General features: G+C 68.1%; 21 protein-coding genes. 12 read left to right on the top strand and 9 right to left on the bottom strand.

The genetic code is table 11. The features are described from left to right. Positions 1-139: 139 nt before the first annotated feature. On the top strand, positions 140-1,240 hold the full coding sequence (locus tag OCL97_RS03535; RefSeq protein WP_377367653.1) for a phosphatidylinositol-specific phospholipase C1-like protein: 1,101 nt from the start codon (positions 140-142) through the stop codon (positions 1,238-1,240). On the opposite strand, the gene OCL97_RS03540 is transcribed toward OCL97_RS03535, so the two are convergent. Together OCL97_RS03540 and OCL97_RS03545 are read right to left on the bottom strand one after the other, a co-directional pair. Beyond that, complete coding sequence (locus OCL97_RS03540) at positions 1,241-1,642, bottom strand: GFA family protein (RefSeq protein WP_304782110.1); 402 nt, start codon at positions 1,640-1,642, stop codon at positions 1,241-1,243. 2 nt (positions 1,643-1,644) lie between these two features. Next, positions 1,645-1,896, bottom strand: coding sequence for a hypothetical protein (locus OCL97_RS03545; protein ID WP_377367655.1), 252 nt, complete (start codon positions 1,894-1,896; stop codon positions 1,645-1,647). 232 nt (positions 1,897-2,128) lie between these two features. Between OCL97_RS03545 and recA the strand changes: the two genes are divergently transcribed. From recA to OCL97_RS03560, 3 genes are all read left to right on the top strand, one after another. Continuing rightward, a complete protein-coding gene (gene recA, locus OCL97_RS03550; protein WP_304782116.1) occupies positions 2,129-3,199 on the top strand; it encodes a recombinase RecA in 1,071 nt (356 codons plus the stop codon). Positions 3,200-3,473: 274 nt separating this feature from the next. After that, the gene (alaS, locus tag OCL97_RS03555; RefSeq protein ID WP_377367657.1) at positions 3,474-6,113 is read left to right on the top strand and encodes an alanine--tRNA ligase; all 2,640 of its coding nucleotides are present in this window, start codon (positions 3,474-3,476) and stop codon (positions 6,111-6,113) included. Positions 6,114-6,953: 840 nt separating this feature from the next. Further along, on the top strand, positions 6,954-7,976 hold the full coding sequence (locus OCL97_RS03560; protein ID WP_377367659.1) for an IS110 family RNA-guided transposase: 1,023 nt from the start codon (positions 6,954-6,956) through the stop codon (positions 7,974-7,976). A gap of 345 nt (positions 7,977-8,321) precedes the next feature. Here OCL97_RS03560 and OCL97_RS03565 read toward each other — a convergent pair whose 3' ends face one another. The 3 genes from OCL97_RS03565 to OCL97_RS03575 are packed head-to-tail and all read right to left on the bottom strand — an operon-like array spanning position 8,322 to position 10,322. Then, positions 8,322-9,248, bottom strand: a complete 927-nt coding sequence (locus tag OCL97_RS03565; protein ID WP_377367661.1) for a hypothetical protein — start codon at positions 9,246-9,248, stop codon at positions 8,322-8,324. A 59-nt stretch (positions 9,249-9,307) separates the two neighbouring features. Next, positions 9,308-9,688 (bottom strand): VOC family protein, encoded by a 381-nt coding sequence (locus OCL97_RS03570; RefSeq protein WP_377367663.1) that lies wholly within the window; start codon positions 9,686-9,688, stop codon positions 9,308-9,310. A 58-nt stretch (positions 9,689-9,746) separates the two neighbouring features. Then, the gene (locus tag OCL97_RS03575; RefSeq protein WP_305338122.1) at positions 9,747-10,322 is read right to left on the bottom strand and encodes a DUF2939 domain-containing protein; all 576 of its coding nucleotides are present in this window, start codon (positions 10,320-10,322) and stop codon (positions 9,747-9,749) included. 173 nt (positions 10,323-10,495) lie between these two features. Here OCL97_RS03575 and OCL97_RS03580 point away from each other — a divergent pair, with 173 nt between their 5' ends. The 3 genes from OCL97_RS03580 (at position 10,496) to OCL97_RS03590 (ending at position 14,494) form a co-directional block, all read left to right on the top strand. Beyond that, entirely contained in the window at positions 10,496-11,311 is an 816-nt protein-coding gene (locus OCL97_RS03580) for an SDR family NAD(P)-dependent oxidoreductase (RefSeq protein ID WP_377367665.1), read from the top strand. 125 nt (positions 11,312-11,436) lie between these two features. Next, positions 11,437-12,210, top strand: coding sequence for a GNAT family N-acetyltransferase (locus tag OCL97_RS03585; RefSeq protein ID WP_377367667.1), 774 nt, complete (start codon positions 11,437-11,439; stop codon positions 12,208-12,210). A gap of 100 nt (positions 12,211-12,310) precedes the next feature. After that, positions 12,311-14,494, top strand: a complete 2,184-nt coding sequence (locus OCL97_RS03590) for a S9 family peptidase (protein ID WP_377367669.1) — start codon at positions 12,311-12,313, stop codon at positions 14,492-14,494. A gap of 11 nt (positions 14,495-14,505) precedes the next feature. On the opposite strand, the gene OCL97_RS03595 is transcribed toward OCL97_RS03590, so the two are convergent. Together OCL97_RS03595 and OCL97_RS03600 are read right to left on the bottom strand one after the other, a co-directional pair. Next, positions 14,506-15,324, bottom strand: a complete 819-nt coding sequence (locus OCL97_RS03595) for a thioesterase family protein (protein WP_377367671.1) — start codon at positions 15,322-15,324, stop codon at positions 14,506-14,508. A 43-nt stretch (positions 15,325-15,367) separates the two neighbouring features. After that, entirely contained in the window at positions 15,368-16,105 is a 738-nt protein-coding gene (locus OCL97_RS03600) for an IclR family transcriptional regulator (RefSeq protein ID WP_377367673.1), read from the bottom strand. 171 nt (positions 16,106-16,276) lie between these two features. On the opposite strand from OCL97_RS03600, the gene OCL97_RS03605 reads away from it, so the two are divergent. The 3 genes from OCL97_RS03605 (at position 16,277) to OCL97_RS03615 (ending at position 21,360) form a co-directional block, all read left to right on the top strand. Beyond that, positions 16,277-19,255 carry a TonB-dependent receptor gene (locus tag OCL97_RS03605; protein WP_377367675.1) on the top strand — a complete coding sequence of 993 codons (2,979 nt, stop codon included), beginning with the start codon at positions 16,277-16,279 and terminating at the stop codon, positions 19,253-19,255. Positions 19,256-19,349: 94 nt separating this feature from the next. Beyond that, positions 19,350-20,153, top strand: a complete 804-nt coding sequence (locus OCL97_RS03610; RefSeq protein WP_377367677.1) for a pseudouridine synthase — start codon at positions 19,350-19,352, stop codon at positions 20,151-20,153. Positions 20,154-20,538: 385 nt separating this feature from the next. Continuing rightward, entirely contained in the window at positions 20,539-21,360 is an 822-nt protein-coding gene (locus tag OCL97_RS03615; RefSeq protein ID WP_304782164.1) for a flagellin, read from the top strand. Between the two features lie 46 nt (positions 21,361-21,406). Here the strand turns inward: OCL97_RS03615 and OCL97_RS03620 are convergent, their stop codons facing one another. Both OCL97_RS03620 and bla read right to left on the bottom strand, forming a co-directional pair. Continuing rightward, on the bottom strand, positions 21,407-22,627 hold the full coding sequence (locus tag OCL97_RS03620) for an NADP-dependent isocitrate dehydrogenase (RefSeq protein ID WP_304782167.1): 1,221 nt from the start codon (positions 22,625-22,627) through the stop codon (positions 21,407-21,409). Positions 22,628-22,751: 124 nt separating this feature from the next. After that, the gene (gene bla, locus OCL97_RS03625) at positions 22,752-23,768 is read right to left on the bottom strand and encodes a class A beta-lactamase (protein WP_377367680.1); all 1,017 of its coding nucleotides are present in this window, start codon (positions 23,766-23,768) and stop codon (positions 22,752-22,754) included. 59 nt (positions 23,769-23,827) lie between these two features. Here bla and OCL97_RS03630 point away from each other — a divergent pair, with 59 nt between their 5' ends. Together OCL97_RS03630 and OCL97_RS03635 are read left to right on the top strand one after the other, a co-directional pair. Beyond that, on the top strand, positions 23,828-24,607 hold the full coding sequence (locus tag OCL97_RS03630) for an RNA methyltransferase (RefSeq protein WP_304782173.1): 780 nt from the start codon (positions 23,828-23,830) through the stop codon (positions 24,605-24,607). 5 nt (positions 24,608-24,612) lie between these two features. Then, on the top strand, positions 24,613-25,686 hold the full coding sequence (locus OCL97_RS03635) for an NAD(P)H-dependent flavin oxidoreductase (protein ID WP_377367682.1): 1,074 nt from the start codon (positions 24,613-24,615) through the stop codon (positions 25,684-25,686). Positions 25,687-25,796 lie beyond the last annotated feature (110 nt).

The following is a 25,796-nucleotide window of genomic DNA, read 5'->3' on the forward strand; positions in this document are numbered from 1 at the left end:
TGGTAACCAGAGAATTAGGCATGGCACGCCAAGTCTTGAAAAATCCTTTGCAAGACAAGGGTTGGATGGAATGGCCGCACCAAAGTGGGGATAGGCTCCGTCGGATGGCCGACATGGGGCGGCCTGAGGGAAAACGTTGATGCTTCATCTGGTCCTTGCCGCCGGTCTCGCCGTCGCCGCCAACTGCGATCTGGAGCGTCCATCTGGTGCGGCCGGCTGTACGCGGGCGGCTGTCGACGCCCTGCCGATGAACGCCCTCCAGGCGGTCGGCACCCACAACAGCTACAAGCTGGCCATCGCGCCCACCGAGATGGCGCTCATCCGCAGGGTCAGGCCCAAGCAGGCTGACGGCCTCGACTACGCCCACCCGCCGCTGACGGCGCAGCTGGACGCTGGCGCCCGTCAGCTGGAGCTGGATGTGCTGAACGACCCCGAGGGCGGCCGTTACGCCGCGCCCCTGGCGATGAAGATGGCCAATAGCGCCCCGGTCGCGCCCTATGACCTCGCGCCCCTGAAAGCGCCGGGGCTCAAGGTGATGCACGTGCAGGACCTGGACTACCGGTCCAGCTGCCCCACCTTCATCGGCTGCCTGAACGAGATCCGCGCCTGGTCAAAGGCCCACCCCGACCACCTGCCGATCCTGGTGATCATGAACCTGAAGGAGGGCGGGCTGGAGGGCGTGCCCGGGGCCGTCAGCGCGCTCGCCTTCGACCTCAAGGCCATGGACCAGATCGACGCCGACATCCGCTCGGTCTTTCCCGAGAGCGCCCTGATCACCCCCGACAGGGTGCAGGGCAAGGCGCCTACCCTGGCCGCGGGCGTGAAGGCCGGCGGCTGGCCAAGGCTGAAGGCGGCCCGGGGCACGGTGATGTTCGCCATGGACGAGAGCGGCGCCAAGCCCGCCCTCTATCGCGGAGCCCGCACCTCCCTGGAGGGCCGGGCGATGTTCATCAACACCGATGAGGGGCCGGCGGCCGGCTACGTCACCCTGAATGAGCCCACGGAGCTGAAAACCCGCATCGACGCGGCCCTGGCGAACGGCCTGATCGTGCGCACGCGGGCCGACGCCGACACCGCGGAGGCTCGCGCCAATGACCGGACCCGGCAGGAGGCCGCCTTCGCCTCGGGCGCGCAGTACGTCTCGACGGACTACATGACTCCCGACACGCGGTTCGGCCCTTATGACGCCCGCCTGCCGGGCGGCGGGATCGCACGGCTGAACCCGAAGACCGGGAAGTAGCTAGGCGGGACGGGCCCCGGGATAGTGGGGCGCGTCCTGCGCCACCGCGCACCAGTCCACGGCCTCGCCGGTATAGGCGTGGGAGGCGATCTTGACGCCGAGCGGGCCCTCGACGGCGCCGGCCCGCAGGCGGACACGGTCGGGCAGGGCGGCGGCGCGGCTGAGAATGGGCGAGCCGCAGACCTTGCAGAACAGGCGCTGCTTGCCCGGCGAGGACTCGAAGGCGGCCAGCAGGTCCTCGCCGGCGGTGAAGCGCAGGTCAGCCTTGGCGATCGGCAGGACGGCGACGAAGGCCGCGCCCTGGGCCTTCTGGCACGAACGGCAGTGACAGGCCTGGATGTCGGGGAGGTCGCCTGCGACCTCGAACCGAACCCCGCCGCAAAGACAGGCGCCCCGGCGCATCCTCAGGCGTCCAGGGCCCGGGGCCCGGCGTGGGCGACATGGAACTGCCCCCCCACCGACAGCACGATCCAGTCACCCGGGCGAGCCACCATCCAGCCATTGGGGGTGGAGACCTGAACCAGGCCGGTCTCGTCGAGGGCGTGGCCATCGGCGCCGAGCCAATAGAGCAGCTTGGTCCAGCTTCGGCCGTCATGGGCCGGCGGCACGCGCAGGGCGGCGCCGTGGTCGAAGGCGGGGGAAGGAGATGGCCTCATCGAAACTCTGTCATTGGGAACGCCAAAACGTGGAGTTGCAGGTGACTCGGTGACCAGGACCTTAATCAGCTTGGCCGTACCGAAAGTAGAGTCGATGCGTCAATTACGGACGCATCAGAGGAAAAGAACATCTTGTGAACAGAGAACAAATTAAGTACACCTGAGTCCGGCGGCGGGGAGAGCGATCTACCCCACCGGGTTGGCGGAATCATGGAATAGGGAGTGCTTGGTTATGGCGTCTCAATCGGCATTGAAGCTCGTGGCACGAGAAGACGGTGACAAGCAGCGCGCGCTGGAAGCAGCGATGGCGCAGATCGATCGGGCCTTCGGCAAGGGCTCGGTGATGAAGCTGGGCGACAAGAGCCACATGGAGATCGAGTCGGTCTCCACGGGGTCTCTCGGCCTGGATATCGCGCTCGGCATCGGCGGCCTGCCCAAGGGGCGGATCGTGGAGATCTACGGGCCGGAAAGCTCGGGCAAGACGACGCTGGCCCTGCACGTGGTGGCCGAGGTCCAGAAGGCCGGCGGCACCGCGGCCTTCGTGGACGCCGAGCACGCGCTCGACCCCTCCTACGCCAACAAGCTGGGCGTGAACCTGGATGAACTGCTGGTCTCCCAGCCCGACACCGGCGAACAGGCCCTCGAGATCACCGACACCCTGGTGCGCTCCGGCGCCGTGGACGTCATCGTCATCGACTCCGTGGCGGCCCTGACCCCGCGGGCGGAAATCGAAGGCGAGATGGGCGATAGCCTGCCCGGCCTCCAGGCCCGTCTGATGAGCCAGGCCCTGCGCAAGCTGACGGCCTCGATCTCCAAGACCCACACCCTGGTGATCTTCATCAACCAGATCCGCATGAAGATCGGGGTGATGTACGGCAGCCCGGAGACCACCACCGGCGGCAATGCGCTGAAGTTCTACGCCTCCGTCCGCCTGGACATCCGCCGCACCGGGTCTGTGAAGATCCGCGACGAGATCATGGGCAACAACGTCCGCGTGAAGGTGGTGAAGAACAAGGTGGCCCCGCCGTTCCGCGAGGTCGAGTTCGACATCATGTACGGCGAGGGCATCTCCAAGCTGGGCGAGATCATCGACCTGGGGGTCAAGGCCGGGGTCATCGAGAAGTCCGGCTCGTGGTTCTCCTGGAACAGCCAGCGCATCGGCCAGGGCCGCGACAATGTCCGTGAGTTCCTGAAGAACAATCCCGACATCGCCGACGCCATCGAAAAGCAGGTGCGCGGCGCCAAGGAGACCATCCAGGAAGAGCTGCTGGTCGGTCCCACCCCGGGCGAAGACGAGGAATAGGCGGCTCCGGCGGCGGGGCATTCCCTCGCCGCCGCCAACGCCCACCGGTTAACGTGGACGGCCGCCTTGGCCCTCGAAACCCGTCGCCGCGCCCCCGCCAACCGCGTGGCTGGCGGCGGAGGGCCGAACCCCGCACGGTCGTTCACGCAAGAGAAGGGCGCTCGGACTTCGGTCCGGGCGTCCTTTTTCTTTGCGGGGGCCTCCAAGTCTCGTAAACGGACGCCAATGTCGCAGCGCAATACGCGCCCCATTTTGAAGTCTAGCGTCTAGAGCCATGCCGAGCCTGAACGAGATCCGCAGCGCCTTCCTGGGCTATTTCGAGAAGAATGATCACCTGATCATTCCATCGGCTCCGCTCGTACCGCAGAACGACCCGAGCCTGCTGTTCGTCAATGCGGGCATGGTGCCGTTCAAGAACTACTTCACCGGCGCCGAGACCCCGCCCGCGCCGCGCGCGGCCTCGTCGCAGAAATCCGTGCGCGCCGGCGGCAAGCACAACGACCTGGACAATGTCGGCTACACCGCCCGCCACCACACCTTCTTCGAGATGCTGGGGAACTTCTCCTTTGGCGACTATTTCAAGGAAGGCGCGATCGAGCACGCCTGGAGACTGCTGACCAAGGACTTCGGCATCCCGGCCGAAAAGCTGCTGGTCACGGTCTACCACACCGACACCGAGGCGGCCGAGCTGTGGAAGAAGATCGCGGGCCTGCCCGACGAGAAGATCATCCGCATCTCCACCAGCGACAATTTCTGGTCGATGGGCGACACCGGCCCCTGCGGCCCGTGCTCGGAAATCTTCTACGACCACGGCGCCCACATCCCCGGAGGCCCCCCCGGCAGCCCCGATGAGGACGGCGACCGGTTCGTGGAGATCTGGAACCTGGTCTTCATGCAGTTCGAGCAGTTGGCCGACGGCTCGCGCCGGCCCCTGCCCAAGCCGCAGATCGACACCGGCATGGGCCTGGAACGCGTCGCCGCCGTCCTGCAGGGCGTGCACGACAACTACGACATCGACCTGTTCCGCACCCTGATCGCGGCGTCCAAGTCCCTGGTGGCCGGCGGCTCCAACGGCCCCTCGCATCGGGTGATCGCTGACCACCTGCGCTCCACCAGCTTCCTGATCGCCGACGGCGTCTCCCCCTCCAACGAGGGCCGCGGCTACGTCCTGCGCCGGATCATGCGCCGGGCCATGCGCCACGCCCACCTGCTGGGGGCCGAGGAGCCCCTGATGCACCGCCTGGCGCCCGTGCTGATCGCCGAGATGGGGACCGCCTATCCCGAGCTGCGCCGCGCCGAACCGGTGATCATCGAGACCCTGCGCCAGGAGGAGGAACGCTTCCGCCGCACCCTGGGCCGCGGCATGGCCCTGCTGGACGAGGCCACCGCCAAGATGAGCGAGGGCGGGGTGCTCTCGGGCGAGACCGCCTTCAAGCTCTACGACACCTACGGCTTCCCCGTGGACCTGACCCAGGACGCGGTGCGCGGCAAGGGCATGACCGTGGACATGGAGGGCTTCGAGGCCGCCATGAACCAGCAGCGCGCCCAGGCCCGCGAGGCCTGGACAGGCTCGGGCCAGGCCTCGGCCGCCGGCGAGTGGTTCGCCATTCGCGAGCGCCTGGGGGCGACGGTCTTCCTGGGCTACGACGCGGTCGAGACCACGGCCGAACTGCTGGTCCTGGTGGCCGACGGCGCGGAGATCGACAGGGCGCAGGCCGGCCAGACCGTCCAGGCCCTGTTCGACCGCACCCCCTTCTACGCCGAGAGCGGCGGCCAGGCCGGCGACACGGGCGAGGCCGAGTGGGAGGGCGGCAAGGGCCGCATCACCGACACCCAGAAGCAGGCCGGGGATCTGCACGTCCACGTCCTGGAGATCACCCAGGGGGCGCTGACCCCCGGCGCCCGCGTGCGCCTGGCTGTGGACGCCGAACGGCGGCTGACCACGCGGTCCAACCATTCAGGCGCGCACCTGCTGCACGCCGCCCTGCGCAATGTGCTGGGTCCCCACGTCTCGCAAAAGGGCCAGATGGTGGACGGCGAGCGCCTGCGCTTTGACTTCAGCCACGGCGGTCCGCTGACGCCCGTTGAACTCGACGCCATCGAAGCCGAGGTCAATGCGGTGATCCGCCAGAACCAGCCGGCGGTGACCAAGGAGATGGCCCCGGAAGAGGCCATCGAGGCCGGCGCCATGGCCCTGTTCGGCGAGAAGTACGGCGACAGCGTGCGCGTGCTGGCGCTCGGCAAGGCCCTGGAGGGCGAGGGCGACTATTCGGTCGAGCTCTGCGGGGGCACCCATGTGGCGCGCACCGGCGACATCGCCCTGTTCAAGATCGTCTCGGAGACCGGCGTCGCCGCCGGCATCCGGCGCATCGAGGCGCTGACCGGCGAAGCCGCCCGGCGCTATCTCAACGACCAGGCGGCCGTCGCCAAGGCTCTGGCCGATCAGTTCAAGACCCCGGTCGCCGAGGTCCTGGCGCGGGTCGACGCCCTCGACGCCCAGCGCCGCAAGCTGGAGAAGGACCTGGCCGACGCCAGGCGTCAGCTGGCCATGGGTGGCGGCGGTTCGGGGGGTGAGGCCGCGGCCATCGAGGACATCGCCGGCACCAAGCTCATGGCTCGCGTCATGGACGGGGTCGGCGGCAAGGACCTGCGTCCCATCGTCGAGGAATACCGCAAGCAGGTCCCCGACGGCGTCATCGCCATGGTCGGCGTGGCCGACGGCAAGGCGGCCATAGCCGTGGCGGTGATGGGCGCGGCGGCGGGCAAGTTCAACGCCGCCGAACTGGCCAAGGCCGCGGTGATCGCCATGGGCGGCCAGGGCGCCGGCGGCCGCCCCGACTTCGCCCAGGGCGGCGCTCCGGATGGTTCGAAGGCGGCCGAGGGCGTGGCGGCGGTGAAGGCGGCGTTGGGCTAAGGCCGGAAAGAGGAACCACGAACCTCACGAACGGGGCGCGGCGTCTCGCCGCCAGTTACTTCATGCGCGGAGCGCGACGTGCGGAAGCGCGGGCCCGTCCGGCACGTCGGGCACGTCTGACTCAGCCCCTGTCCGCGGCGCCGGCCGACATGGCCCCGGGCTTGTGAGTGTCTCACACCGTCCCGCCGAGAAGCGGACGCTCAGGAGGTCGCCTTTGGGTGGAAAGCAGTCCTTACAACCTCTAGCTTGCGAGTGTGCGCAAATCTCTTGCCTTGCTCGCCGTCGGCCTCAGCGTTGCGCTGACCCTTTATGCTTGCCACCGCCCGGATGGGGTTCCCGCAGAGGTCAAGAGTGAGTTTACGCTCCTAAATGGCCGAGTATGGAGCTGGAGCGACCATACTTCTCTAGGGTCAGTTGTGTGGCGGGCGGACCATCATGGATTGTCGTTTTGGATCAAGGCCGAGCCTGACGAATCTCCTGATCCTCGCGAGAACCCAGGCCCGGACCTCAGCTACGATGATGATCGAGGAATTCGAATTAGCTCTTTGGCCACTTCTCCCGGCGCCGGACGGCCGTGTGAGATTGTTCTCACGTCAGCTCAGATCGCCAAAGCAGAGGGCATTTTGCGCGAGGCGCTTCGCTACACATCCCATCCGATCCGTACTCGGATGCTAGAGCGAGCCATCACCGACACCCACCGGCTAAGCCAAGCGCGGCTCGTTACTGATGTTGGCGGCGGCTGCGTTGCACCAAAATAGACGCCACCGTCCGCAACTGATGATGTGGACGGCTCTCCTCCAACGGCGGGAGCATGTGCTCCTGCAGAACAGGAGGAGAGCTATGGGTCAGGTGGTTACGATAGGTCTGGATCTCGCCAAGTCGGTGTTCCAGATCCATGGGGTGGACGCGGCGGGTGAGGTCGTGATCCGGCGTCAGGTGAGGCGCTCGCAGCTGCTGCAGTTCTTCGGCAAGCAGCCGGCGTGCTTGGTCGGCATGGAGGCCTGCGCCTCGTCTCATCACTGGGCACGCGAGCTGGTCGCGCTTGGCCACGAAGGGAAGCTGATGCCGGCGCAGTACGTGAAGCCCTATGTGAAGCGAGGCAAGAACGACGCGGCCGATGCCGAGGCGATCTGCGAGGCGGTGACCCGGCCGACGATGCGGTTCGTGGCCATCAAGACCCCAGAGCAGCAGAGCGCGATGATGCTGCACCGGGTGCGGCTGGTGTTGTGCCGCCAGCGCACCCAGCTTTCCAATGCGCTTCGGGCTCACATGGCGGAGTTCGGCATCGTAGCGCCCGTCGGGCGTCTTGGGCTCGAGCGACTGTTGGAGATTGTCGCCGACGCTGAGGATCATCGCCTTCCGGTGGCGGCGCGCACCTGCCTGCGGATGCTGGCGGCTCAGCTGGATGTTGTGAAGGCGCAGGTCCTGGAGAACGATCGGAAGATCATGGCCGACGCGCGAAGGACCGAGCTCGGCCGCAGGTTGATGGAGGTCCCTGGCGTTGGCCCGGTGCTAGCCAGCGCGCTGGTCGCCGCGGTCTCCGATCCAGGCATCTTCCGCACCGGCCGTGACCTTGCAGCCTGGATTGGCCTGGTCCCCCGACAGAACTCTAGTGGCAGCAAAGAGCGGCTCGGCTCGATCTGCAAGGCTGGTCATCGCTACCTCCGACAGATGCTTGTCGTCGGCGCCATGGCGGTGATCCCGCACGCCGAGCGCAGCGCCAAGCAGCGACCCTGGCTGACGCAGCTACTCGCCCGGCGAAAGGCGAAGGTCGCCGCCGTGGCGCTGGCCAACAAGACCGCCCGGACTGTGTGGGCGATGATGATCACCGGCGCGCGCTACCGCGCCCCGCTAGCGGCATAAGACACGCCCGGCCCCAGGCTGGGCTCACGAGGTTGGAAAGGGCGAACTGAACTGATGCAACAAGCCGGTTGAAACCGCCGGACTGGGAGCCCCCGCTTCGACCCTGCACCTCGAGTGCGTGCAATTGGTCGGGACCCGGTACGCAGCGATCAAGGCATTATGGCCCGCGGCCTTAAGCGCCGCATCGAAAGGCCGAACACATGGCCGCACCAACCAGCTCTGCAGAAGTTCAAGAACGACCTTGCCGACAGAGAGCCGTCCACACAGGGTCGAGAAGCGACATGGGCTTCCAGTCTGGAAGCGGCTGGAAGGTGTCGACCGTGACGTTCGTGGTCGATCTTCTTCCTACCGCGCCGTGCAGGTCACCTTGTGCAGGGGGAAGGTCTCGGCCTTTCGCGCGGCCTCGCTGTCGTAGAGGAAGCCGCTGTCGTCGGGCAGCAGGGTGATGGCCTCCTGCTGGGCCAGGGGCGGGGCCTGGAACACCGAGACGTTGTCGCCGGCGGTCAACTTGGCGGGCACGCCCTTCGCCAGGTCGAAGCCCAGCTCCACCACCGCCATATAGGTCAGCAGCACGGCGCGCTTGCCGTCGCGGCTGATGTCCAGGCCGGTGGGGATCCAGCCGTAAAACGGCAGGTCGGAGAGCAGCCTCGGCAGGTCCAGCTCCCCCAGCTTGGCGAAGACCTGGACGCCCTGCGTCTGCGCAAGCTGGTTGGCCGACAGTCGGTACACCGAGGCGGGTCCTGGGTTGGTCACCTTGGCGTCCACCGGCTTGGTCACCACGAAGAGTTCGCCATTGGGATGCAGGGCGAAGGCCTCGACGTTGCGGGCCCCGTCCGGGTACCGGGCGCGGACCACCCGCAGGGGTGTCTCGGTCTCGGCGTAGGTCTTCTTCTCCGCCAGGAGTGTGAAGCTGACCTCCGAACGGGCGCCGGCGTTGTCGCCGACATCGCCCAGATAGAGGCAGGTCCTGGACCCGCAGGGGCCGAGCGACAGCTCCTCGATATCGGCGGGTTTGGGGCCCTTGAGGTTGACGGTCTGGAGACCGCCGCCGGCCATGTTGGTGATGTAGAAGCGCAGACCGTCGCCGGAGTCGTTGTTGTGATAGAGCCGACCCGGATAGGTCCGCGAGGCCTCCAGGCCGCTCGCCTCATTGATGGGTTTGGACGGAATGGAGGCCACCAGGACCGGCGAACTCCAGGCCTTGCAGACCTGGGCCTGGGCGCTCAGGGGCGTCGCGGCCATCAGGGCCGAGGCGAGGATAAGGGCGCGCATACGCAACTCCAGATGGGGGACGAGGCGGGACGATCCCGTCCCGCCCCCCGCGGGTCAAGCTAAGGCTTCATGAAGATGCAGAGCTTGTTGCCGGTCGGGTCGCGGACATAGGCGCCGTAGAAGCTGGTGGAGTCAGCGGGCCGGGGCCCCGGCGCGCCTTCATCGGCGCCGCCGTGGGCGATGGCCGCGGCATGGGCGGCGGCGACCGCCTCCTTGGAGGGGGCCAGGAAGCCCACCATGATGCCGTTGCCCGGGCGGGCGGGCTCGCCGTCGAAGGGCGGGCAGATGAAGGTGTTGGCGTCGCCGTCCTTGGGGCCGTATCCGGCCCAGCCTCCGTCCAGGAAGGCGCGATGATAGCCGATGGCGCCGAGCACGGCGTCGTAGAACGGCAGGGCGGCCGCGACATCCAGCGCCCCGATGGTGACGTATCCGATGGACATGGAACTCTTCCCCTCTTGCTGGCGGTCAGCCTAGCAGGGGAAGAGAACAAAACAAGAACTATGGTTGAGCCTTGGCCTCGGTCGGCAGGCGGATCTGCACCAGCTTCCACTCAAACCAGCCGCGACGCTGGAAGGTGAACACCGTCTCGCGAGCCGGCTGGTCGGGGCCGCGCACCACGAAGCGCGAGCGATTGGGTCCCCAGTAGCGCAGGGAGGGCCAGGGCTCCTGCACCAGGGTGAGGGCCTGGTCGCCGAGGCCCTGGGGCGCCGGAGGCTCGGGCGGTCCCTTGCCCGGCTCGTAGCCCCGGGTGAGGTCATGCAGGCCCTGGACGCTGACATAGCGCTCCACGGCGGGCGGCGGCGGGGTCAGGGGCTCAAGGGCGCGTTTCATGGCGCCGAGGGGGTCGGTCCAGATCGTCGGCGCCGGGGCGGTGGTGGCGTTGGGCGTGGGACCAAGCTGGCCCTTCAGGGTTCCCCGCACGGCGTCATAGTCCACCAGCTCGGCCAGGCCCTGGACGTCGCCGTCGCGGGCGTTGGCCTTGAGCGCGCGGAAGGCGAACCAGGGCGCGGCGACGAAGGCCACGCAGGCCCCCAGCAGCAGCACCAGGATCAGGTTGAAGATGGTCCGCCACATGGGCTGAAGCCTCTCTGAAGTCGCACGATGATTAACATGAGCGGCCAAGCTTCCTAGTGGTTCCTCCCAGAAGGCGAGCCGCAGCGCCATTGCGGCGCTTGCGCCCGGCGCTCAAGAGCGCGAGGTTTGCGGATTGTTTGAACCATAACGAAGCCCAGGGAGGGCGCCATTTCATGTCGGCCAGCATCAACCCCAATGGAAATCTCAAGGGCAAGGTCGCCCTGGTCACCGGCGCCAGCCGCGGCATCGGCGAGGCCATCGCCGCCCGCCTGGCCATGGAGGGCGCGAAAGTCGTCGTCTCGGCCCGCACCGCCCAGGACGGCGAGAGCCGCCTGCCCGGCACCCTGATGGAGACCGTCGAGCGGATCAAGAAGGCCGGCGGCGAAGCCACCTTCATCAAGGCCGACCTGGCGCAATCCATCGAGCGCGAGCGTCTGGTGGAGGAAGCCGTGGCGACCTACGGCCCCATCGACATCCTGATCAACAACGCCGCCATCACCTATTTCACCCCGGTGGTGGAGTTCACTGAGAAGCGCTTCAAGCTGATGATGGAGGTGCAGGTCTATGCGCCGTTCCACCTGTCGCAGCTGGTCCTGCCCTCGATGATCGAGCGCAAGACGGGCCACATCGTCAACATCTCCTCGCCCGCCGGCATCCATCCGCAAAAGCCCTATCGCGGCGGCCGCGGCGGCACCGTCTATGGCCTGTGCAAGGCGGCCCTGGAGCGGTTCTCGACCGGCCTGGCCTCGGAGGTCTATGCCGACAACATCGCGGTGAACGTGGTGTCGCCGGGCCTGGTCGACACCCCCGGCGTGGCGGTGCACGGCCTGATCAACGAGCAGTCCAAGGACCGCGTGCAGCCCATCGAGTACATCGCCGAGGCGGTCTACCAGCTGGCCAGCGGCGACCCCAAGACCCTCACCGGCCGGGTCGACTATGCCGAGCCGCTGCTGAAGGAACTGAACCTCAAGCCGTCCGAACTGGTCTAGGCCGGGAAGGACAGGTCTTCAGTCGTGAAGCCGATCGCCCAGGTGGCCGAGCGGCTGAAGACCCATCTGGCGGCGCCGGGCGGAGAGGTCGCCAGCCGCCCGTCGCGCGCAGGCGGATGATGGCGATGGATGAAACCGACGAGCTGTTGCGGCTGTGCGTGCGCGCGCTGGTCGCCCAGATGGGCGACGTGCCAGGGGTGGAGATGCGCCTGACGCGGGACTGCGTCCTGGGCCTGACCGGCGAGCCCTCGGCCGATTTCAACAGGCTGACCCTGGGCGCGGACCCCGACGCCGAGGGGTTCCTGATCTCGTCGGTGGCGCGGGCGAAAGAGCGGGGATTGCCGCTGCAGGCGGTGATGTGCCCGGGGGTGTTGGAGGCCCTCACGCCGGTGGCGAGGCGGCTGGGACTGACGGCGGTGGGGACCTCGCCGCTGATGGTGCTGCGGGCCGGGACGCCGGTCGCGCCGAGCCGGCCGGTAAGGATCACCCGCGCGCTCGGCCCCGAGCTGGTGACGATCGCCGGCGATCTCGCCGCCGCGGCCTTCGACACGTCGCGCGACGCCATCGCCCGGTGCATCGATGTCTGTGTCACGAAGACCGCCGGGGTGGAGACCTGGATCGCCTGGGACGGCGACAGGCCGGCGAGCACCGTCACCGTGACGCCGACCGGAGACACGGCGGGGATTTCGCTGATGGCGACGCCGCCGGAACACCAGCGCAAGGGCATGGGCCGCGCCCTGCTGACCCAGGTGATCGACGACTATCGGCGCCGCGGCATGGCGCGCTTCCACCTGGGCGCCACCGACGCGGGCCTGCCGCTCTATGAGAGCCTGGGCTTCGAGACCGTCGCCCACCTCTCGGCCTGGATCCTGCCCGGCCCGAGCGCGGGGCAGGGCTAGGGCCGCCGGGGCCTTCACCCTTGCCAATCCCCCCGACCACGCCTTTCATCCCCGGCCTTGTGGAGCGAGCGATGAAGCTTTTCCTGGGTAGGCGGGTCTGATGGTCGGTGCGGCGAACGCGGAGAAACTGACGGCCGAGCGGGTCTATGCGGCGCCGGACCTGACGGGGCCTCGGGCGCGGGGGGTGACCCTCTCGCCGGATGGGTTGATGGTGAGCTATCTGAAGGCCAAGGCCGACGACGTGCGGATGACCGACCTGTGGGCCGCCGACGTCGCGGGGGGCGAGCCGCGCCTGCTGCTGGACGCCCGCGACCTGATCCCCAAGGACCGGGAGCTTTCCGAGGCCGAGAAGAGCCGCCGTGAACGCCAGGGCGTCCAGACCCGGGGCGTGGTGGCCTATGACTGGGATGAGGAGGGCCGGTTCATCCTGGTCCCGGTGGAGGGCGATCTGTGGCTCTACACCGTGGCCGGCGGCAAGGTCAGCCGCCTGACCAACTCCGCCGCCGACGAGATCGACGCCAAGGTGTCCCCCAGGGGCGGCTTCGTCTCCTTCGTGCGTGACGACAACTTGTTCGTCGTCCCCTCCCAGGGCGGCGCCGAGCGGGCGCTCACCGCCGACGGGAGCGAGCTGACGTCCTGGGGCACGGCCGACTACATCGCCCAGGAGGAAATGGCCCGACAGACCGGCTACTGGTGGAGCCCCGACGAGACCCGCATCGCGCTCACCCACGTCGACCAGACCGGTGTCGATGTTGTGGAACGGCTGGATATCGGGGCCACGGGCGCCACCATCGTCAACCAGCGCTATCCCCGAGTTGGCCGGCCCAATTCGGTGGTCACCCTGCATGTCGCCGATGTCGCCACCGGCAAGCGGGTGAAGATCGACCTGGGGGCGGAGACCGACATCTACCTGGCCCGCGTCGACTGGTCCAAGGACGGCAAGACCCTCTACCTCCAGCGCCAGAGCCGCGACCAGCGCCGCCTGGACCTGCTGGCCGCTGACCCGGCCACGGGCGAGACCCGGGTCCTGCTGACCGAGACCAGCCCGCACTGGGTGGAGCTGACCGACGATTTCCGGCCGCTGAAGGATGGCGGTTTCCTGTGGTCGTCGGAGAAGAGCGGCTGGCGCCATCTCTACCTGCACGGCGCCGACGGCAAGGCGGTTGGCGCGGTCACCCAAGGCGACTGGCCGGTGGACGCGATCGCCGGCGTCGACGAGGCGCGCGGCGTGGTCACCTTCACGGCGTTCAAGGACAACCCCATCGAGCGGCGGCTGTACGAAGTCGCCTTCCGGAGCCCGGCCGAGCCCAGGGCCCTGACCCCGGCCGGCGGCTGGTGGACCGTGAAGATGGCCAGGGCCGGCGGCGCCTTCGTCGGCGCCTATGAGGACCCCGCCACGCCGCCGCGCACCGGGCTCTATCGCGCCGACGGGACCCTGGTGCGCTGGATCGAGGAGAACAGTCTCAACCAGAGCCACCCCTACGCCCCCTATGCGGCGCGCCTTCGCACCCCGACCTATGGGACGGTGAAGGCGGCCGACGGCCAGGACCTCTGGTGGTCGCTGCGCACGCCGCCCGGCTTCGATCCGGCCAAGCGCTATCCGGTGATCGTCCAGGTCTATGGCGGGCCGGGCAGCGCCACGGTGCGCAAGATCTGGCACAACCCCGCCGACCAGCTGTTCCTGGAGGCGGGCTACATCCTGTTCTCCCTCGACAACCGCGGGACGCCCAACCGGTCAACAGCCTTCAAGACCGCCATCGACCGGCGGCTGGGCAAGCTGGAGGTGGACGACCAGATGGCCGGCGTCGCCTATCTGAAGTCGCTGGCCTATGTGGATCCGGCCCGCATCGGGGTCACCGGCTGGTCCTATGGCGGCTATATGAGCCTGCTGCTGATGACGGCGGAAAACAGCCCCTACGCCGCGACGGTGGCCGGGGCGCCGCCGACGGAGTGGACGCTGTACGACACCCACTACACCGAGCGCTACATGGGCACGCCCAAGACCGATCCGGCCAGCTACGCCGATTCCGACGTGCTGAACCGCGTCGGTCGGCTGAAGTCCGGCAGCCTGCTGCTGATGCACGGCATGGCCGATGATAACGTCACCTTCGACAACTCCACCCGGCTGATGGCGGCGCTGCAGGCCCAGGGGACCACCTTCGAGACCATGATGTATCCCGGCCTGCGCCACCGCGCCGGCTGGACCCAGACCCACCTGCTGCACCGGATGCGCACGACGCTGGACTTCTTCGGGCGGAAGCTGGCGCCGGTGGCGGCGGAGTAGGGGCTCGCCGACTACTCCGGCGAACGCCTCTGCACCGGCCGGTACCAGGTCAGTTGCTCGCTGGTGGCCAGGAGCTTGCCATCGCGGCTCCAGTAGCTGGAGCGTTCGTCCGAGGCGCCGCCGCCGCCGACCCGGCCCTCGCACTCGATCAGGATGAAGTCGTCGCCGACCTTGGCGAGCTCCTCGACGGTGGCGTGCAGATAGACGGTCAGGGACAGGGTGGTGTTGTTGATGGTGCGGCCGAGTGCGTACATGGCGCGCGGCGCGGAATTGTCGGTGACCATGCCCAGCAGGGCCTTGTCCCACGGCCCCCGTCGCGAGCGGACCCAGACGAGAGAGCGGGAATCGCCGCTGACCTGCGGCGGGAAGATGTCCTGGCCGCGGCGTTCGAAGGCCAGGGCCCCGTAGTGCAGGGGCGTGCCGGGGTGGTCGGGGCTGGGGAGGCTTTCCGGCGTCGGGGCCTCGGGCATGACGGCGAAGGCGAAGGGCGGGGTCTCGGGCCGCCGCGCCATCGTCACCATGCCGTGCACGGCGACCTGGTCGGAGCCGGCGCCCAGCAGCTCCACCTCCCAGACACCGATCGACCCGCCCTGGCGCAGCCGCCGCGTGCGGATGTCCACCTGGCCCGAGGGCAGGGCGGAGGCGTAGGTGAGGGTCAGGGACAGGGCCTCGCCCACCGCGTCCGGCTCGGCTTCCAGCACCCGGATGAACAGGCCGATGGCGTAGCCGCCCCACAGGCCGCCGCCGGGGTTCTGCCACTCCGGTCCGGCGAAGGTGGTCCAGCGTCCGGCGGAGACGGGGGTAAGCGAGATGGAGTCGGACTGGGTCATGCCCGGTCTCTACCCTGCCGCCGCAAGGTCAGGGAAGACCTCCCTAGGTCGGGCTGACCTCGCCGATCTCCGCTGCGGTGGCGAGCAGGACGTCGAGAACCTCGGCCAGGTGGTCTCCAGCCATGCGTTCCTCCGGGCCGGAGATGGCGATGGCCGCGGCCGGGGCGCCGCCGGGCCCGGGCAGGGCCACCGCCACCACCCGCGCCCAGGGGGTGAAGCCGCCCACCAGGCTCGCATAGCCGTCCCGCCGGGCCTTCTCGAGGTCCTCAAGAACCTGGGACAGCACAAATCCCGCCTCGGGGGGACAGGCCGCGATGCTGCGCGCCACAGCGTCTCGCGGGTCTGGCCGGCGGCTGAGGATGGCGCGGCCGGCGGCGGTGAAGACCATGGGCGCCCGGGTGCCGTTGAGCGGTACGTAGCGAAGGGCGCGGACCTGGGCCGCGCGGTCAAGGAACAGCACCTCGTCATCGACGGGCACGGTCAGCATCACCGTCTCGCGGGTCTTCTCCTGCATCGCCTGGAGGTGGGGCGCCACGCTGCGTCGCAGGCTGTTGGTGGAGATGATCCCCGCGCCTAGCTCCCAGGTCTTCAGGGAGGCGAAGTAGCGGGAGGTCTCCGGGTCCTGCTGGACGTAGCCCAACTCCATGAAGGTGTTCAGCAGCCGGTGGACATTGCTCTTCTGCAAGCCGAGCTGCTCGGTCAGGGCGGCCAGCCGCATGGGGCGCTTGGCGCGCGCCAAGGCCTCCAGAACCGCCATCCCCTTGGCCACCGTGGTGTCCATCGTCCCCTCCGACTCCGTGAAGCCTAGCAGGCTGTTCCACATAGTGAAACGGCTTCAGGTTCTAAATAATGGAACAGAAATCCAAGATATGGACTTTCGGTTCAAGCGGTGACAACACTGTTCGCAATCGGCGCCCAGTGAGAGGCGACCGAAAGTCATTAGGGGAAGACCATGCTGAGATTGGACAGCCTGCGCGGCGCGTCTGCCGTTGCGATTCTGCTGGGGGCGGGTCTCGCCGCCGGAGCGGCCCAGGCGCAGGACGCCAACGAGGTGGCCGAGGTCATCGTCACGGGCTCCTATATCCGTGGCACCCCTGAAGACGCCGCCCTTCCCGTCGACGTGCTGTCGGCCCAGGACCTGCAGAAGCAGGGCTCCCCCGCCATGGTCGACATCATCAAGTCGATCCCCGGCGTGCAGAGCGTGCTCGGTGAGGCCAACCAGTTCGCCAGCCAGGCCACCACCGGCTCGGGCAACATCAACCTGCGCGGGCTGGGCGCCATCCGCACCCTGGTGCTGATGAACGGCCGCCGGCTGGCCGGCTCTCCCGGCGGGTCCGGCGTCGACACCAACCTGCTGCCCAGCGCCGCCATCGGCCGGATCGAGGTGCTGAAGGACGGCGCCGCAGCCACCTATGGCTCCGACGCCATCGGCGGGGTGGTGAACTTCATCACCCGCACCGACCTGAACGGCCTGGAAGTCACCGGCAGCTACACGGCCATCGACGGCTCGGACGGTGACTACAGCATCAGCGCCAACTACGGCTGGGTCGGCGACCGGGGCGACGCCCTGATCTCGGCAGGCTACCGGCACCGTTCTGAGCTCGACACCCTCGAGCGCGACTGGGCGGTAAACTCCTATCTCGAAAACCCCAATGGCAGCTGGTCGGGCTTCGGCAATCCGGGGACCTATATCTCCGGGACCAGCCGCATCGTCGATCCGGGCTGCACGGCGCTTGGCAACACCCTGGTCACCTCGGCGGCGGGCACCCAGAGCTGCTACTTCCAGTTCGGCCGGTTCAACAACCTGGTGGAGACCGAGGAGCACTATCAACTCTACGCCCAGTTCAACTGGGACCTGACCGAGACCACCAAGTTCCACGCCGAGGCCCTCTATGCGAGCCACGACGTGCCGCATGAGGGCACCTCGCCCTCCTATGGCCCGACCCAGGCCTTCGGTCCCGGCGCGGCCTCGGGCTCGTTCCTGATCTCGCGCAGCAATCCCGGCCTCTGCGGCACGGCGGGCGTCGCGGCCTGCCTGCCGGGCAGCCTGTTCGGCCAGCTGACCACCGCCCAGCAGACGTCAGTCAACACCTCTGGCTTCACCGCCGCCAACATCCTGCTCTGGCGGCCCTACGGCGTCGGCGGCAACCCGCTGACCGGCGACTCCAAGCCCGACCAGCGGTTCTTCGACGGCATTCGCGTCTCGGCGGGGCTGAGCGGAGAGTTCGCGGGCGGCATCGGCTGGGACGTGGCCGCCACCCACATGATCAACCGCAGCGACATCGTCACCTACGACATCCCCGTCGCGCGGCTGTACTACGCCTTGAACGGCCTGGGCGGCCCCGGCTGCGACACCGATCCGATCGCGCCTGGCGTCCAGGGCGGCGTCGCCGGGGTGGGCAACTGCCTCTATTACAACCCCTTCTCCACCGGCATCGCGGCCAATGCGGCCAGCGGCGAGGTCAACCCGAACTACGTCCCCGGCTCAGCGGCCGCCAACGCCAACAGCAAGGCCATCGGCCAGTGGCTGTTCCAGCCCTATGGCTACCAGTCGGAGACGACGCTGACGGTGGTGGACGCGGTGCTCAACGGCCAGTTGGGCATCGACTTCGGCGCCGGCAAGATCGGCTGGGCGGCGGGCGCCCAGTACCGTGGCAACGGCTTCAGCCGCGACGTCAACGCGATCAACAACATCGCGCTGAACCCGTGCCCGGAGGAGAACGTCACCGTCTGCACCACCGGCTTCGGCAACGGCGTGTTCGGCTTCCTGGGCCCGCTCTCGCAGCAGGACCTGGAGGGCGACGTCTACGCCGCCTTCGGCGAGCTGCAGGTTCCCATCACCGATGACCTGTCATTCCAGCTGGCTGTCCGCCACGAGCAGCACAGCGGCGATGTCGGCTCCACCACCAACCCGAAGCTGGCGGTCCGCTGGCAGGCCACCGACTGGCTGGCCTTCCGGGCCTCGGCCGGCACCACCTTCCGCGCGCCGACCCAGTCCAACCTGCTGCCGGACGCCAACACCACCCAGGCCTTCATCACCCAGACCAGCGGGTATCGGGCCTTCGACACCCGCGGCAACCCGAACCTGAAGCCGGAGACCGCAGACACCCTGAACCTTGGGGCCATCTTCCGGTTCGGCGCCTTCAACGCCACGCTCGACTACTGGTCCTTCGACTTCAAGGACACCATCGAGGCGGAATCCGGCGCGGGCCTGCTGTCCACCATCTTCCCGAACGGCGCCTCGACGACCCTGCCCAACGGCTGCACCACGCCGGGTCTCGCGGCCCTGGTGGCGCGCTTCACCTTCCAGTCGGGCGTCTGCGCGCCCAACAACATCCAGCGGGTGCGGCTGACCACCATCAACGGCACGGGGACCAAGACCTCAGGCGTCGACTTCGCGGCCACCTACCGGGTCGACGACGTCCTGGGCGGGGACATGAACTTCGGCCTCGATGGCTCCTACCTGTTGGCCTACGAAAACGGCGCCTCCTTCATCGAGGGCATCCAGGTTCAGGGCGCCCAGGAACTGGCCGGCACCCATGGCGGCACGGCGGGCGGCAGCTCCTTCCCCGAGCTGCGCGGGAGCCTGTTCGCCGAGTACAGCCGCGACATCCACAACGTGCGGGCGACGCTGCGCTACATCGACTCGATGCAGGACACCCGCGACGGCCGGTTCGGGGGCACCAACATCTTCGGACCCAACGGCGCGGTCTTCGGCTACATCCTGCCGGAGGGCGCCAAGCTGGACGCCTTCGTGACCACCGACGTGACCTATCGCGTCCATCTGCCGTGGGACACCACCGCGACGGTGACCGTTGCCAACCTGTTCGACGCCGATCCGCCCTTCGCGCGCCGGGACCTCAGCTACGATCCCGCCACGGCCAACCCGCTGGGCCGCACCTACAAGCTCAGCGTCACCAAGCGCTTCTAGACGTCCTTCCAAGTCGAGCATCAACTGGGCCGCCTCCTTCAGGGGCGGCCCTCTTTTTTTGGCGCGGCCCGGCGCCGGCTGCTAGAGAGCCGCCATGGCCTGGACCAAGACCTATGACGAAGCCGAGCCGCAGCGGGTCAACCGCTGGCTGGCCCAGAGCGGGGTGTGTTCGCGGCGCGAGGCCGAGGGGCTGATCCTACAGGGCCTGGTGAGCATCGACGGCCAGACGGTCGAGGACGCCGGGCGCAAGATCGAGCCGGGCCAGACCCTGGTGCTGAGCGACAGCGCCCAGTCGAAGCTGGAATCTACCCTGACGGTGGTGATCAACAAGCCGGTGGGGATCGTCTCGGCCCATGCCGAGCCCAACCAGATCCCGGCCGTGCGGCTGCTGACCGCCGGCGCCCTGTTCGGCGCGGACGCGGTGATCCCCAGCCTGGAGAACCGGCTGGCCCCGGTCGGCCGCCTGGACATGGACTCCCGGGGCCTGCTGATCCTCTCGGAGGACGGGGTGGTAGCCAAGGCCGTCATTGGCCCGGAGTCGGACCTGGAGAAGGAATACCGGGTCAAGGTCAGCGGCGCGATCACCGACAAGAAGCTGGCCATGCTGCGCCACGGCCTGCAGCTGGACCGGCGGCAGCTGCGGCACGCCAAGGTCACCCTGATCGGCGATCAGCTGCTGCGCTTTGTCCTGAAGGAGGGCCGCAACCGCCAGATCCGGCGGATGTGCGAACTGGTCGACCTGCACGTGGTCGACCTGCTGCGGGTGCGGATCGGCTCGCTGAAGCTGGGGGACCTGCCGGAGGGCCGCTGGCGTCCGGTCACCGCCCAGGAGCGGGTCGAACTGATCAACCCGCCGGCCCATCCCGAACGACTGAAGACCGGCAAGAAATCGTCCTGACCGACCGCGCTCCGGGGCCTGGCGGGCCGCCGCCGCCCCTCTCGCAAAGCTTTCGAAGACTTGAATTGAGCAGACCAAAGATTTCGAACGCTTGAATTGATTGGCCGACGAGTCGGCGCGGCCGGGGGCGAGTCCGGCCGGGAGTCTTCACCCCCCAAAAACGCCGTTACGCCAAGCGTGGCCTCGGGTTGCCCGGGTGATGGGGCGCCCGGACTGCTGGATGCGACACTTCGTCCGCATCATCGTCAATCGAATTTCGATTCACGAATCCTCAATACTCTCTTAGTCGGCCCGAAAGACTCACATGCTATAGATAAGGGAGAGCAAAAATGCTCACATCCATTAAAAATAATGGATGAAACCTAAAAAATGTGGGGTTTGTAAGATGCCGAATAGCGTCAATACCAACATAGGGGCGATGATCGCCCTGCAGAATCTCAATCAAACCAGTAGTGAGCTGATGGAAGTCCAGGCCCGTATCAACACGGGCAAGAAGATCGCCTCGGCCAAGGACAACGGCGCCATCTGGGCCATCGCCCAGAATCAGCGCGCCACCTCCTCGTCCCTGAACGCGGTCCGCGACTCCCTCCAGCGTTCGCAATCGACCGTCGATGTGGCGATCGCCGGCGGCGAGGCGGTCTCCGACCTCTTGCTGCAGATGAAGGAGAAGGCGCTGGCCGCGTCTGACTCCAGTCTCGACACAGCCTCCCGCACGGCCCTCAACGAGGACTTCAAGGCCCTGCGGGATCAGGTCGCGAAGTCGGTTTCCAACGCAACCTTCAACGGTGTGAACATGATCAGTTCCGGTGGCACAACGGTCGCGGCCCTGGCCAATGACGACGGAACGTCGAAGATCACGGTCCTGGCCCAGGACCTCTCGCTCAGTGGCATCGGCCTGGCCAACACCTCGTCGGTCGGGACCCAGGCCCTGGCCGAGCAGATGGTGACCGACGTCGGAACGGCCATCGGCAATGTCTCAACGGCGCTGTCGAAACTGGGCACCGGGTCCAAGGCGATTTCCGCCCACCTGACCTTCGTCGGCAAGCTGCAGGACTCCATCGACGCCGGCGTGGGCAACCTGGTGGACGCCGACCTCGCGCGCGAGAGCGCCAGGCTGACCTCGCTGCAGACCAAGCAGCAGCTGGGCGTGCAGGCGCTGTCGATCGCCAACACCTCCTCGGCGACGGTGCTGAACCTGTTCAGATAGATCAGATTGCCGGACCGCGCCGCGAGGCGCGGTCCGCGCTGTCGGCTCAGGCCGGTTGGGCCAGGGCCTTGTCGAGGTTCACCGCGACCTTGTCGATGAAGCCTTCGGTGGTCAGCCAGCCCTGGCTGTCGCCCACCAGCAGGGCCAGGTCCTTGGTCATCGAGCCGCTTTCGACGGTCTCGACGCAGACGCGCTCCAGGGTGCGGGCGAAGCGGTCCAGCTCGGCGTTGCCGTCCAGCTTGGCGCGGTGTTCGAGACCGCGGGTCCAGGCGAAGATCGAGGCGATGGAGTTGGTCGAGGTGCTCTCGCCCTTCTGGTGCTGGCGGTAGTGGCGGGTGACGGTGCCGTGGGCGGCCTCGGCCTCCATGGTCTTGCCGTCCGGGGTGATCAGCACCGAGGTCATCAGGCCCAGCGAGCCGAAGCCCTGGGCGACCTGGTCGGACTGCACGTCGCCGTCGTAGTTCTTGCAGGCCCAGATGAAGCCGCCTGACCACTTGAGGGCCGAGGCCACCATGTCGTCGATCAGGCGGTGCTCGTAGGTGATGCCCGCTTCCTTGAACTGCGCCGCATACTCGGCGGCGAAGATCTCGGCGAAGATGTCCTTGAAGCGGCCGTCATAGCCCTTGAGGATCGTGTTCTTCGTGGAGAGATACAGCGGATAGGTCCGCTGCAGGGCGTAGGCGAAGGAGGCGTGGGCGAAGTCGCGGATCGAGTCGTCCAGGTTGTACATGGCCATGGCCACGCCCGAGCCGGGATAGTCGAACACCTCGTGCTCGATGACCTGGCCGTCCTTGCCTTCCCACTTGATGGTCATCTTGCCGGGGCCAGGCACCTTGAAGTCGGTGGCGCGGTATTGGTCACCGAAGGCGTGGCGGCCGATGATGATCGGCTGGGTCCAGCCGGGGATCAGCCGGGGTACGTTCTGGCAGATGATCGGCTCGCGGAAGACGACGCCGCCAAGGATGTTGCGGATCGTGCCGTTGGGCGACTTCCACATCTTCTTCAGCTTGAACTCTTCGACGCGGGCCTCGTCGGGCGTGATGGTCGCGCACTTGATGCCGACGCCGTATTTCAGGATCGCCTCGGCCGACTCGACGGTGATCTTGTCGTCGGTGGCGTCGCGGCTCTCCATGCCCAGGTCGTAATAGGCAAGGTCGATATCGAGATTGGGCAGGATCAGCTTGTCCTTGATCCACTGCCAGATGATGCGGGTCATCTCATCGCCATCGATATCGACGACAGGATTGGCGACTTTGATCTTGGCCATGAGGGCGATGCGCTCCGGGGCGTAAAATTAGCTTTGGGGCCGTATACTAGGCGTCGGCCTCGACGCAAAGGGCGGGCAGCCCGCCAAGGCCGTTTAGGTGCAAGGCGCTCTCAGCGAGGGAGCATCAACCCACGCCCCGGGTCACCGCGCGCGCGACGTCAGCCAGGATTTTCTCGCGGCCGGCGGCGTCCAGGGTCGAGCCCGACAGGAAAACCGCCACCGCGTAGCGGCGACCATCGGCGAGGGTGACGATGCCGATATCGTTGACGGCCGGGGTGACGCCCTGGTCGGTCCGCGCGGTCCCGGTCTTGTGGGCGAGGCTGGCCCCGGCGGGGAAGCCCGCCTTCAGCCGGTCCTGGCCGGTGGTGGTGTCGGTCATGATCTGCAGGAGCAGCTTCCTGGAGGCCGGCGACAGCAGCTCGCCGTCATCCAGCTTGTCGAGGAAGTTCAGGGCCCCGCGCGGGGTGGCGGTGTCCTGCGGATCGGAGAGATAGATGGCCACGGCCTTGCGCCGGGCCTCCGGCGGAACATTGTTGAGGGCGGCCATATAGGCCTGCGAGCTCTTCCAGGCCGGGCGGAATGAGGCCATGCCGATGCTGTCGGGCTGGAGCTGGCGCTCATAGCGGTCGACGCGAACCTCCTCCACCTTCTTGCCCACCAGCCAGGCGGTGACCGCGCCGGGGCCGCCGATCTTCTTCATCAGCACGTCGGCGGCGGTGTTGTCGGAGACCCCGGTCGCGGCTGTCAGAAGTTCGCGCACCGTGTAGTCGCGCCGGGCCGGATAGGCGTCGGCGATGGGGCTGAGCGGCGGGGAAAGGTCTTCCTCGGCCAGGGTGATGGTGTCGTCCAGCTTCAGCCGGCCGGCGTCCACCTCGGCCAGGACAGCGGCGCCCAGGGGCGCCTTGAAGACACTCTGCATGGGAAACCGGCGTTCGCCGTTGAAGTCCCAGGTCTCGCCGCTCTCCAGGTTCATCAGGCCCACGCCCAGCACGCCTGGCCGCGCGCGCTCGGCGATCGCGGAGACCTCGGTGGAGAGCTGGGCCAGGTTCAGTTGCGGCGTCTCGGACGCGGTCTGTGGAGAGCCGGAGCCGCAGGCGGACAGGGCCAGGGCGACGAAAGCGACGGCGAGGGAGATGCGCATGGATCACCTTAGCGCACACCGGGCTTGCCATGTGGGGCGCAAGAGATTGAAAACGCGCCATGTCCACAGGTTCCCCGCCCTGCATCATCCTGAACGCCCCGCAGCTCGCCCAGAACATCGGGGCGGTGGCGCGCGCCATGGCCAATTTCGGCCTGGCCGACCTGCGCCTGGTCAATCCCCGCGACGGCTGGCCCCAGGAGCGCGCCTGGTCGTCGGCCTCAGGCGCAGAGTGGCCGCTGAACGCCGCCCGGGTCTATGACAGCGTGGAAGCCGCCATCGCCGACCTTCACCTGGTCTATGCGACGACGGCGAGGCCGCGTGAGTTGCAGCTGCCCATACTGACGCCGCGCGAGGCGGCCGGGAACCTGATCCACGAGGTGGCCGAGGGCCGCAAGGTCGGCCTGCTGTTCGGCGGCGAGCGGGCGGGCCTGGAGACCGCCGACATCGCGCTGTGCCAGGCGGTGGTGACCCTGCCCATCGATCCGCGCTTTCGCTCGCTGAACCTGGCCCAGGCGGTGATCATCCTGGCCTATGAGTGGCGCATGACCCAGGCGACGGGCGCGCCGGCCATCTTCCGAGACGCCCCGCCGCCCGCCGAGGCCGCCGCCATGCAGGGCCTCTATGACCACTTCGAGCAGGAGCTGGAGGCGGCGGGTTTCTTCCACCCGCCGGAGAAGAAGCCCTCGATGATGCAGAACCTGCGCTCGGCCCTGGGCCGCGCCCGGTTCTCCGACCAGGAGGTGCGCACCTTCCGCGGCGTGGTCACCGCCCTATCCAAGGGCCGCGGCCGCGCCCTGCACAAGCTGGCCCGCGAGAAGGCCAAGCAAGACACGGAGTAGGCGCCATGGACTTCAAGGCCTTCCTGGACGCCCTGCCGGTTCCCATCCTGCAGGCGCCGATGGTGGGCGCCTCATCGCCTGAGATGGCGGTGGCGGTGTCCAAGGCCGGTGGACTCGGAGCCTTGGGGGCAGGGGCCCTTGCGCCCGCCGACATCGAGCCGGCGGTGGCGGCCCTGAGGTCGGCGACCGACCGGCCCTTCTGCGTGAACCTGTTCATCAACCTGGTGGCCGCGCCTGGAGCCGCCGAGATCGACGCCGCCCTGGCGCGCCTCGCCCCCTGGTACGCCGAACTCAGCGCGCACCTGCCGGCCGCGCCCAATGACTACGCCCCGGACTTCGAGGGCCAGTTCGCCGCCCTGGTGCGGGCCGCGCCCGCCGTCGCCTCCTTCACGTTCTCCATCCTCACCAAGGCCCAGGTGGCCGCCCTGCACGCGGCGGGCAGCTATGTGGTGGGCACGGCGACCAACGTGGCCGAGGCGCGCGCCTGGGCCGCCGTCGGCGCCGACGGGATCAGCGCCCAGGGCGCCGAGGCGGGCGGCCATCGCGGCCACTTCCTGGCGGAGACGGAGGGAAGTCTGGTCGGAACCATGGCCCTGGTGGCCACCATCCGCGCCGCCGTCGACATTCCGGTGATCGCCGCGGGCGGGGTCATGGACGGCAAGGGCGTCGCCGCCGCGCTGGCGCTGGGCGCCGACGCAGTCCAGATGGGCACCGCCTTCCTGCTGGCCGACCAGACGGCCGTGAGCGCGCCTTGGCGGAGCGCCCTGGAGACCGCCGGCGACGACCCCACTCGCCTGACCCGGGCCTTCACCGGCCGCCACGCGCGAGGGATCGAGAACCGCTTCATGCGCGAGATGCGCGGGGTCGAGGACGACGTCCCGGCCTATCCGATCCAGAACCGCCTGACCCAGCCCTTGCGCGCCGCCGCGGCCAAGGCGGGGGAGGCCCAGATGCTGTCCCTGTGGGCCGGCCAGGGCGTCAGGCTTGCGAAGCCAGGCGATGCGGGCGAGATGGTCGGCCAATGGTGGGAGGAGGCCAAGCAGGCCTCCCAGGCCCTCGCCGAACGGGTGGGCCGCTAGAGCCTGATCCGTTGAGGTGGAATCGCTTCGCGATTCCGCCGATGCGGTGGATCAGGCTCCAGATATAAGCGAGAGCATGATTCACGCCTGAGCCGGGACCGCTGCGCGGT

It is taken from the genome of Phenylobacterium ferrooxidans (assembly GCF_042714595.1).
GTDB classification, from domain to species: domain Bacteria; phylum Pseudomonadota; class Alphaproteobacteria; order Caulobacterales; family Caulobacteraceae; genus Phenylobacterium; species Phenylobacterium ferrooxidans.

Coding starts and splice junctions, on each gene's coding strand:
- OCL97_RS03535 (WP_377367653.1), top strand. CDS start 140: ATGCTTCATCTGGTCCTTGCCGCCGGTCTCGCCGTCGCCGCCAACTGC.
- OCL97_RS03540 (WP_304782110.1), bottom strand. CDS start 1,642: ATGCGCCGGGGCGCCTGTCTTTGCGGCGGGGTTCGGTTCGAGGTCGCA.
- OCL97_RS03545 (WP_377367655.1), bottom strand. CDS start 1,896: ATGAGGCCATCTCCTTCCCCCGCCTTCGACCACGGCGCCGCCCTGCGC.
- recA (WP_304782116.1), top strand. CDS start 2,129: ATGGCGTCTCAATCGGCATTGAAGCTCGTGGCACGAGAAGACGGTGAC.
- alaS (WP_377367657.1), top strand. CDS start 3,474: ATGCCGAGCCTGAACGAGATCCGCAGCGCCTTCCTGGGCTATTTCGAG.
- OCL97_RS03560 (WP_377367659.1), top strand. CDS start 6,954: ATGGGTCAGGTGGTTACGATAGGTCTGGATCTCGCCAAGTCGGTGTTC.
- OCL97_RS03565 (WP_377367661.1), bottom strand. CDS start 9,248: ATGCGCGCCCTTATCCTCGCCTCGGCCCTGATGGCCGCGACGCCCCTG.
- OCL97_RS03570 (WP_377367663.1), bottom strand. CDS start 9,688: ATGTCCATCGGATACGTCACCATCGGGGCGCTGGATGTCGCGGCCGCC.
- OCL97_RS03575 (WP_305338122.1), bottom strand. CDS start 10,322: ATGTGGCGGACCATCTTCAACCTGATCCTGGTGCTGCTGCTGGGGGCC.
- OCL97_RS03580 (WP_377367665.1), top strand. CDS start 10,496: ATGTCGGCCAGCATCAACCCCAATGGAAATCTCAAGGGCAAGGTCGCC.
- OCL97_RS03585 (WP_377367667.1), top strand. CDS start 11,437: ATGGATGAAACCGACGAGCTGTTGCGGCTGTGCGTGCGCGCGCTGGTC.
- OCL97_RS03590 (WP_377367669.1), top strand. CDS start 12,311: ATGGTCGGTGCGGCGAACGCGGAGAAACTGACGGCCGAGCGGGTCTAT.
- OCL97_RS03595 (WP_377367671.1), bottom strand. CDS start 15,324: ATGACCCAGTCCGACTCCATCTCGCTTACCCCCGTCTCCGCCGGACGC.
- OCL97_RS03600 (WP_377367673.1), bottom strand. CDS start 16,105: ATGGACACCACGGTGGCCAAGGGGATGGCGGTTCTGGAGGCCTTGGCG.
- OCL97_RS03605 (WP_377367675.1), top strand. CDS start 16,277: ATGCTGAGATTGGACAGCCTGCGCGGCGCGTCTGCCGTTGCGATTCTG.
- OCL97_RS03610 (WP_377367677.1), top strand. CDS start 19,350: ATGGCCTGGACCAAGACCTATGACGAAGCCGAGCCGCAGCGGGTCAAC.
- OCL97_RS03615 (WP_304782164.1), top strand. CDS start 20,539: ATGCCGAATAGCGTCAATACCAACATAGGGGCGATGATCGCCCTGCAG.
- OCL97_RS03620 (WP_304782167.1), bottom strand. CDS start 22,627: ATGGCCAAGATCAAAGTCGCCAATCCTGTCGTCGATATCGATGGCGAT.
- bla (WP_377367680.1), bottom strand. CDS start 23,768: ATGCGCATCTCCCTCGCCGTCGCTTTCGTCGCCCTGGCCCTGTCCGCC.
- OCL97_RS03630 (WP_304782173.1), top strand. CDS start 23,828: ATGTCCACAGGTTCCCCGCCCTGCATCATCCTGAACGCCCCGCAGCTC.
- OCL97_RS03635 (WP_377367682.1), top strand. CDS start 24,613: ATGGACTTCAAGGCCTTCCTGGACGCCCTGCCGGTTCCCATCCTGCAG.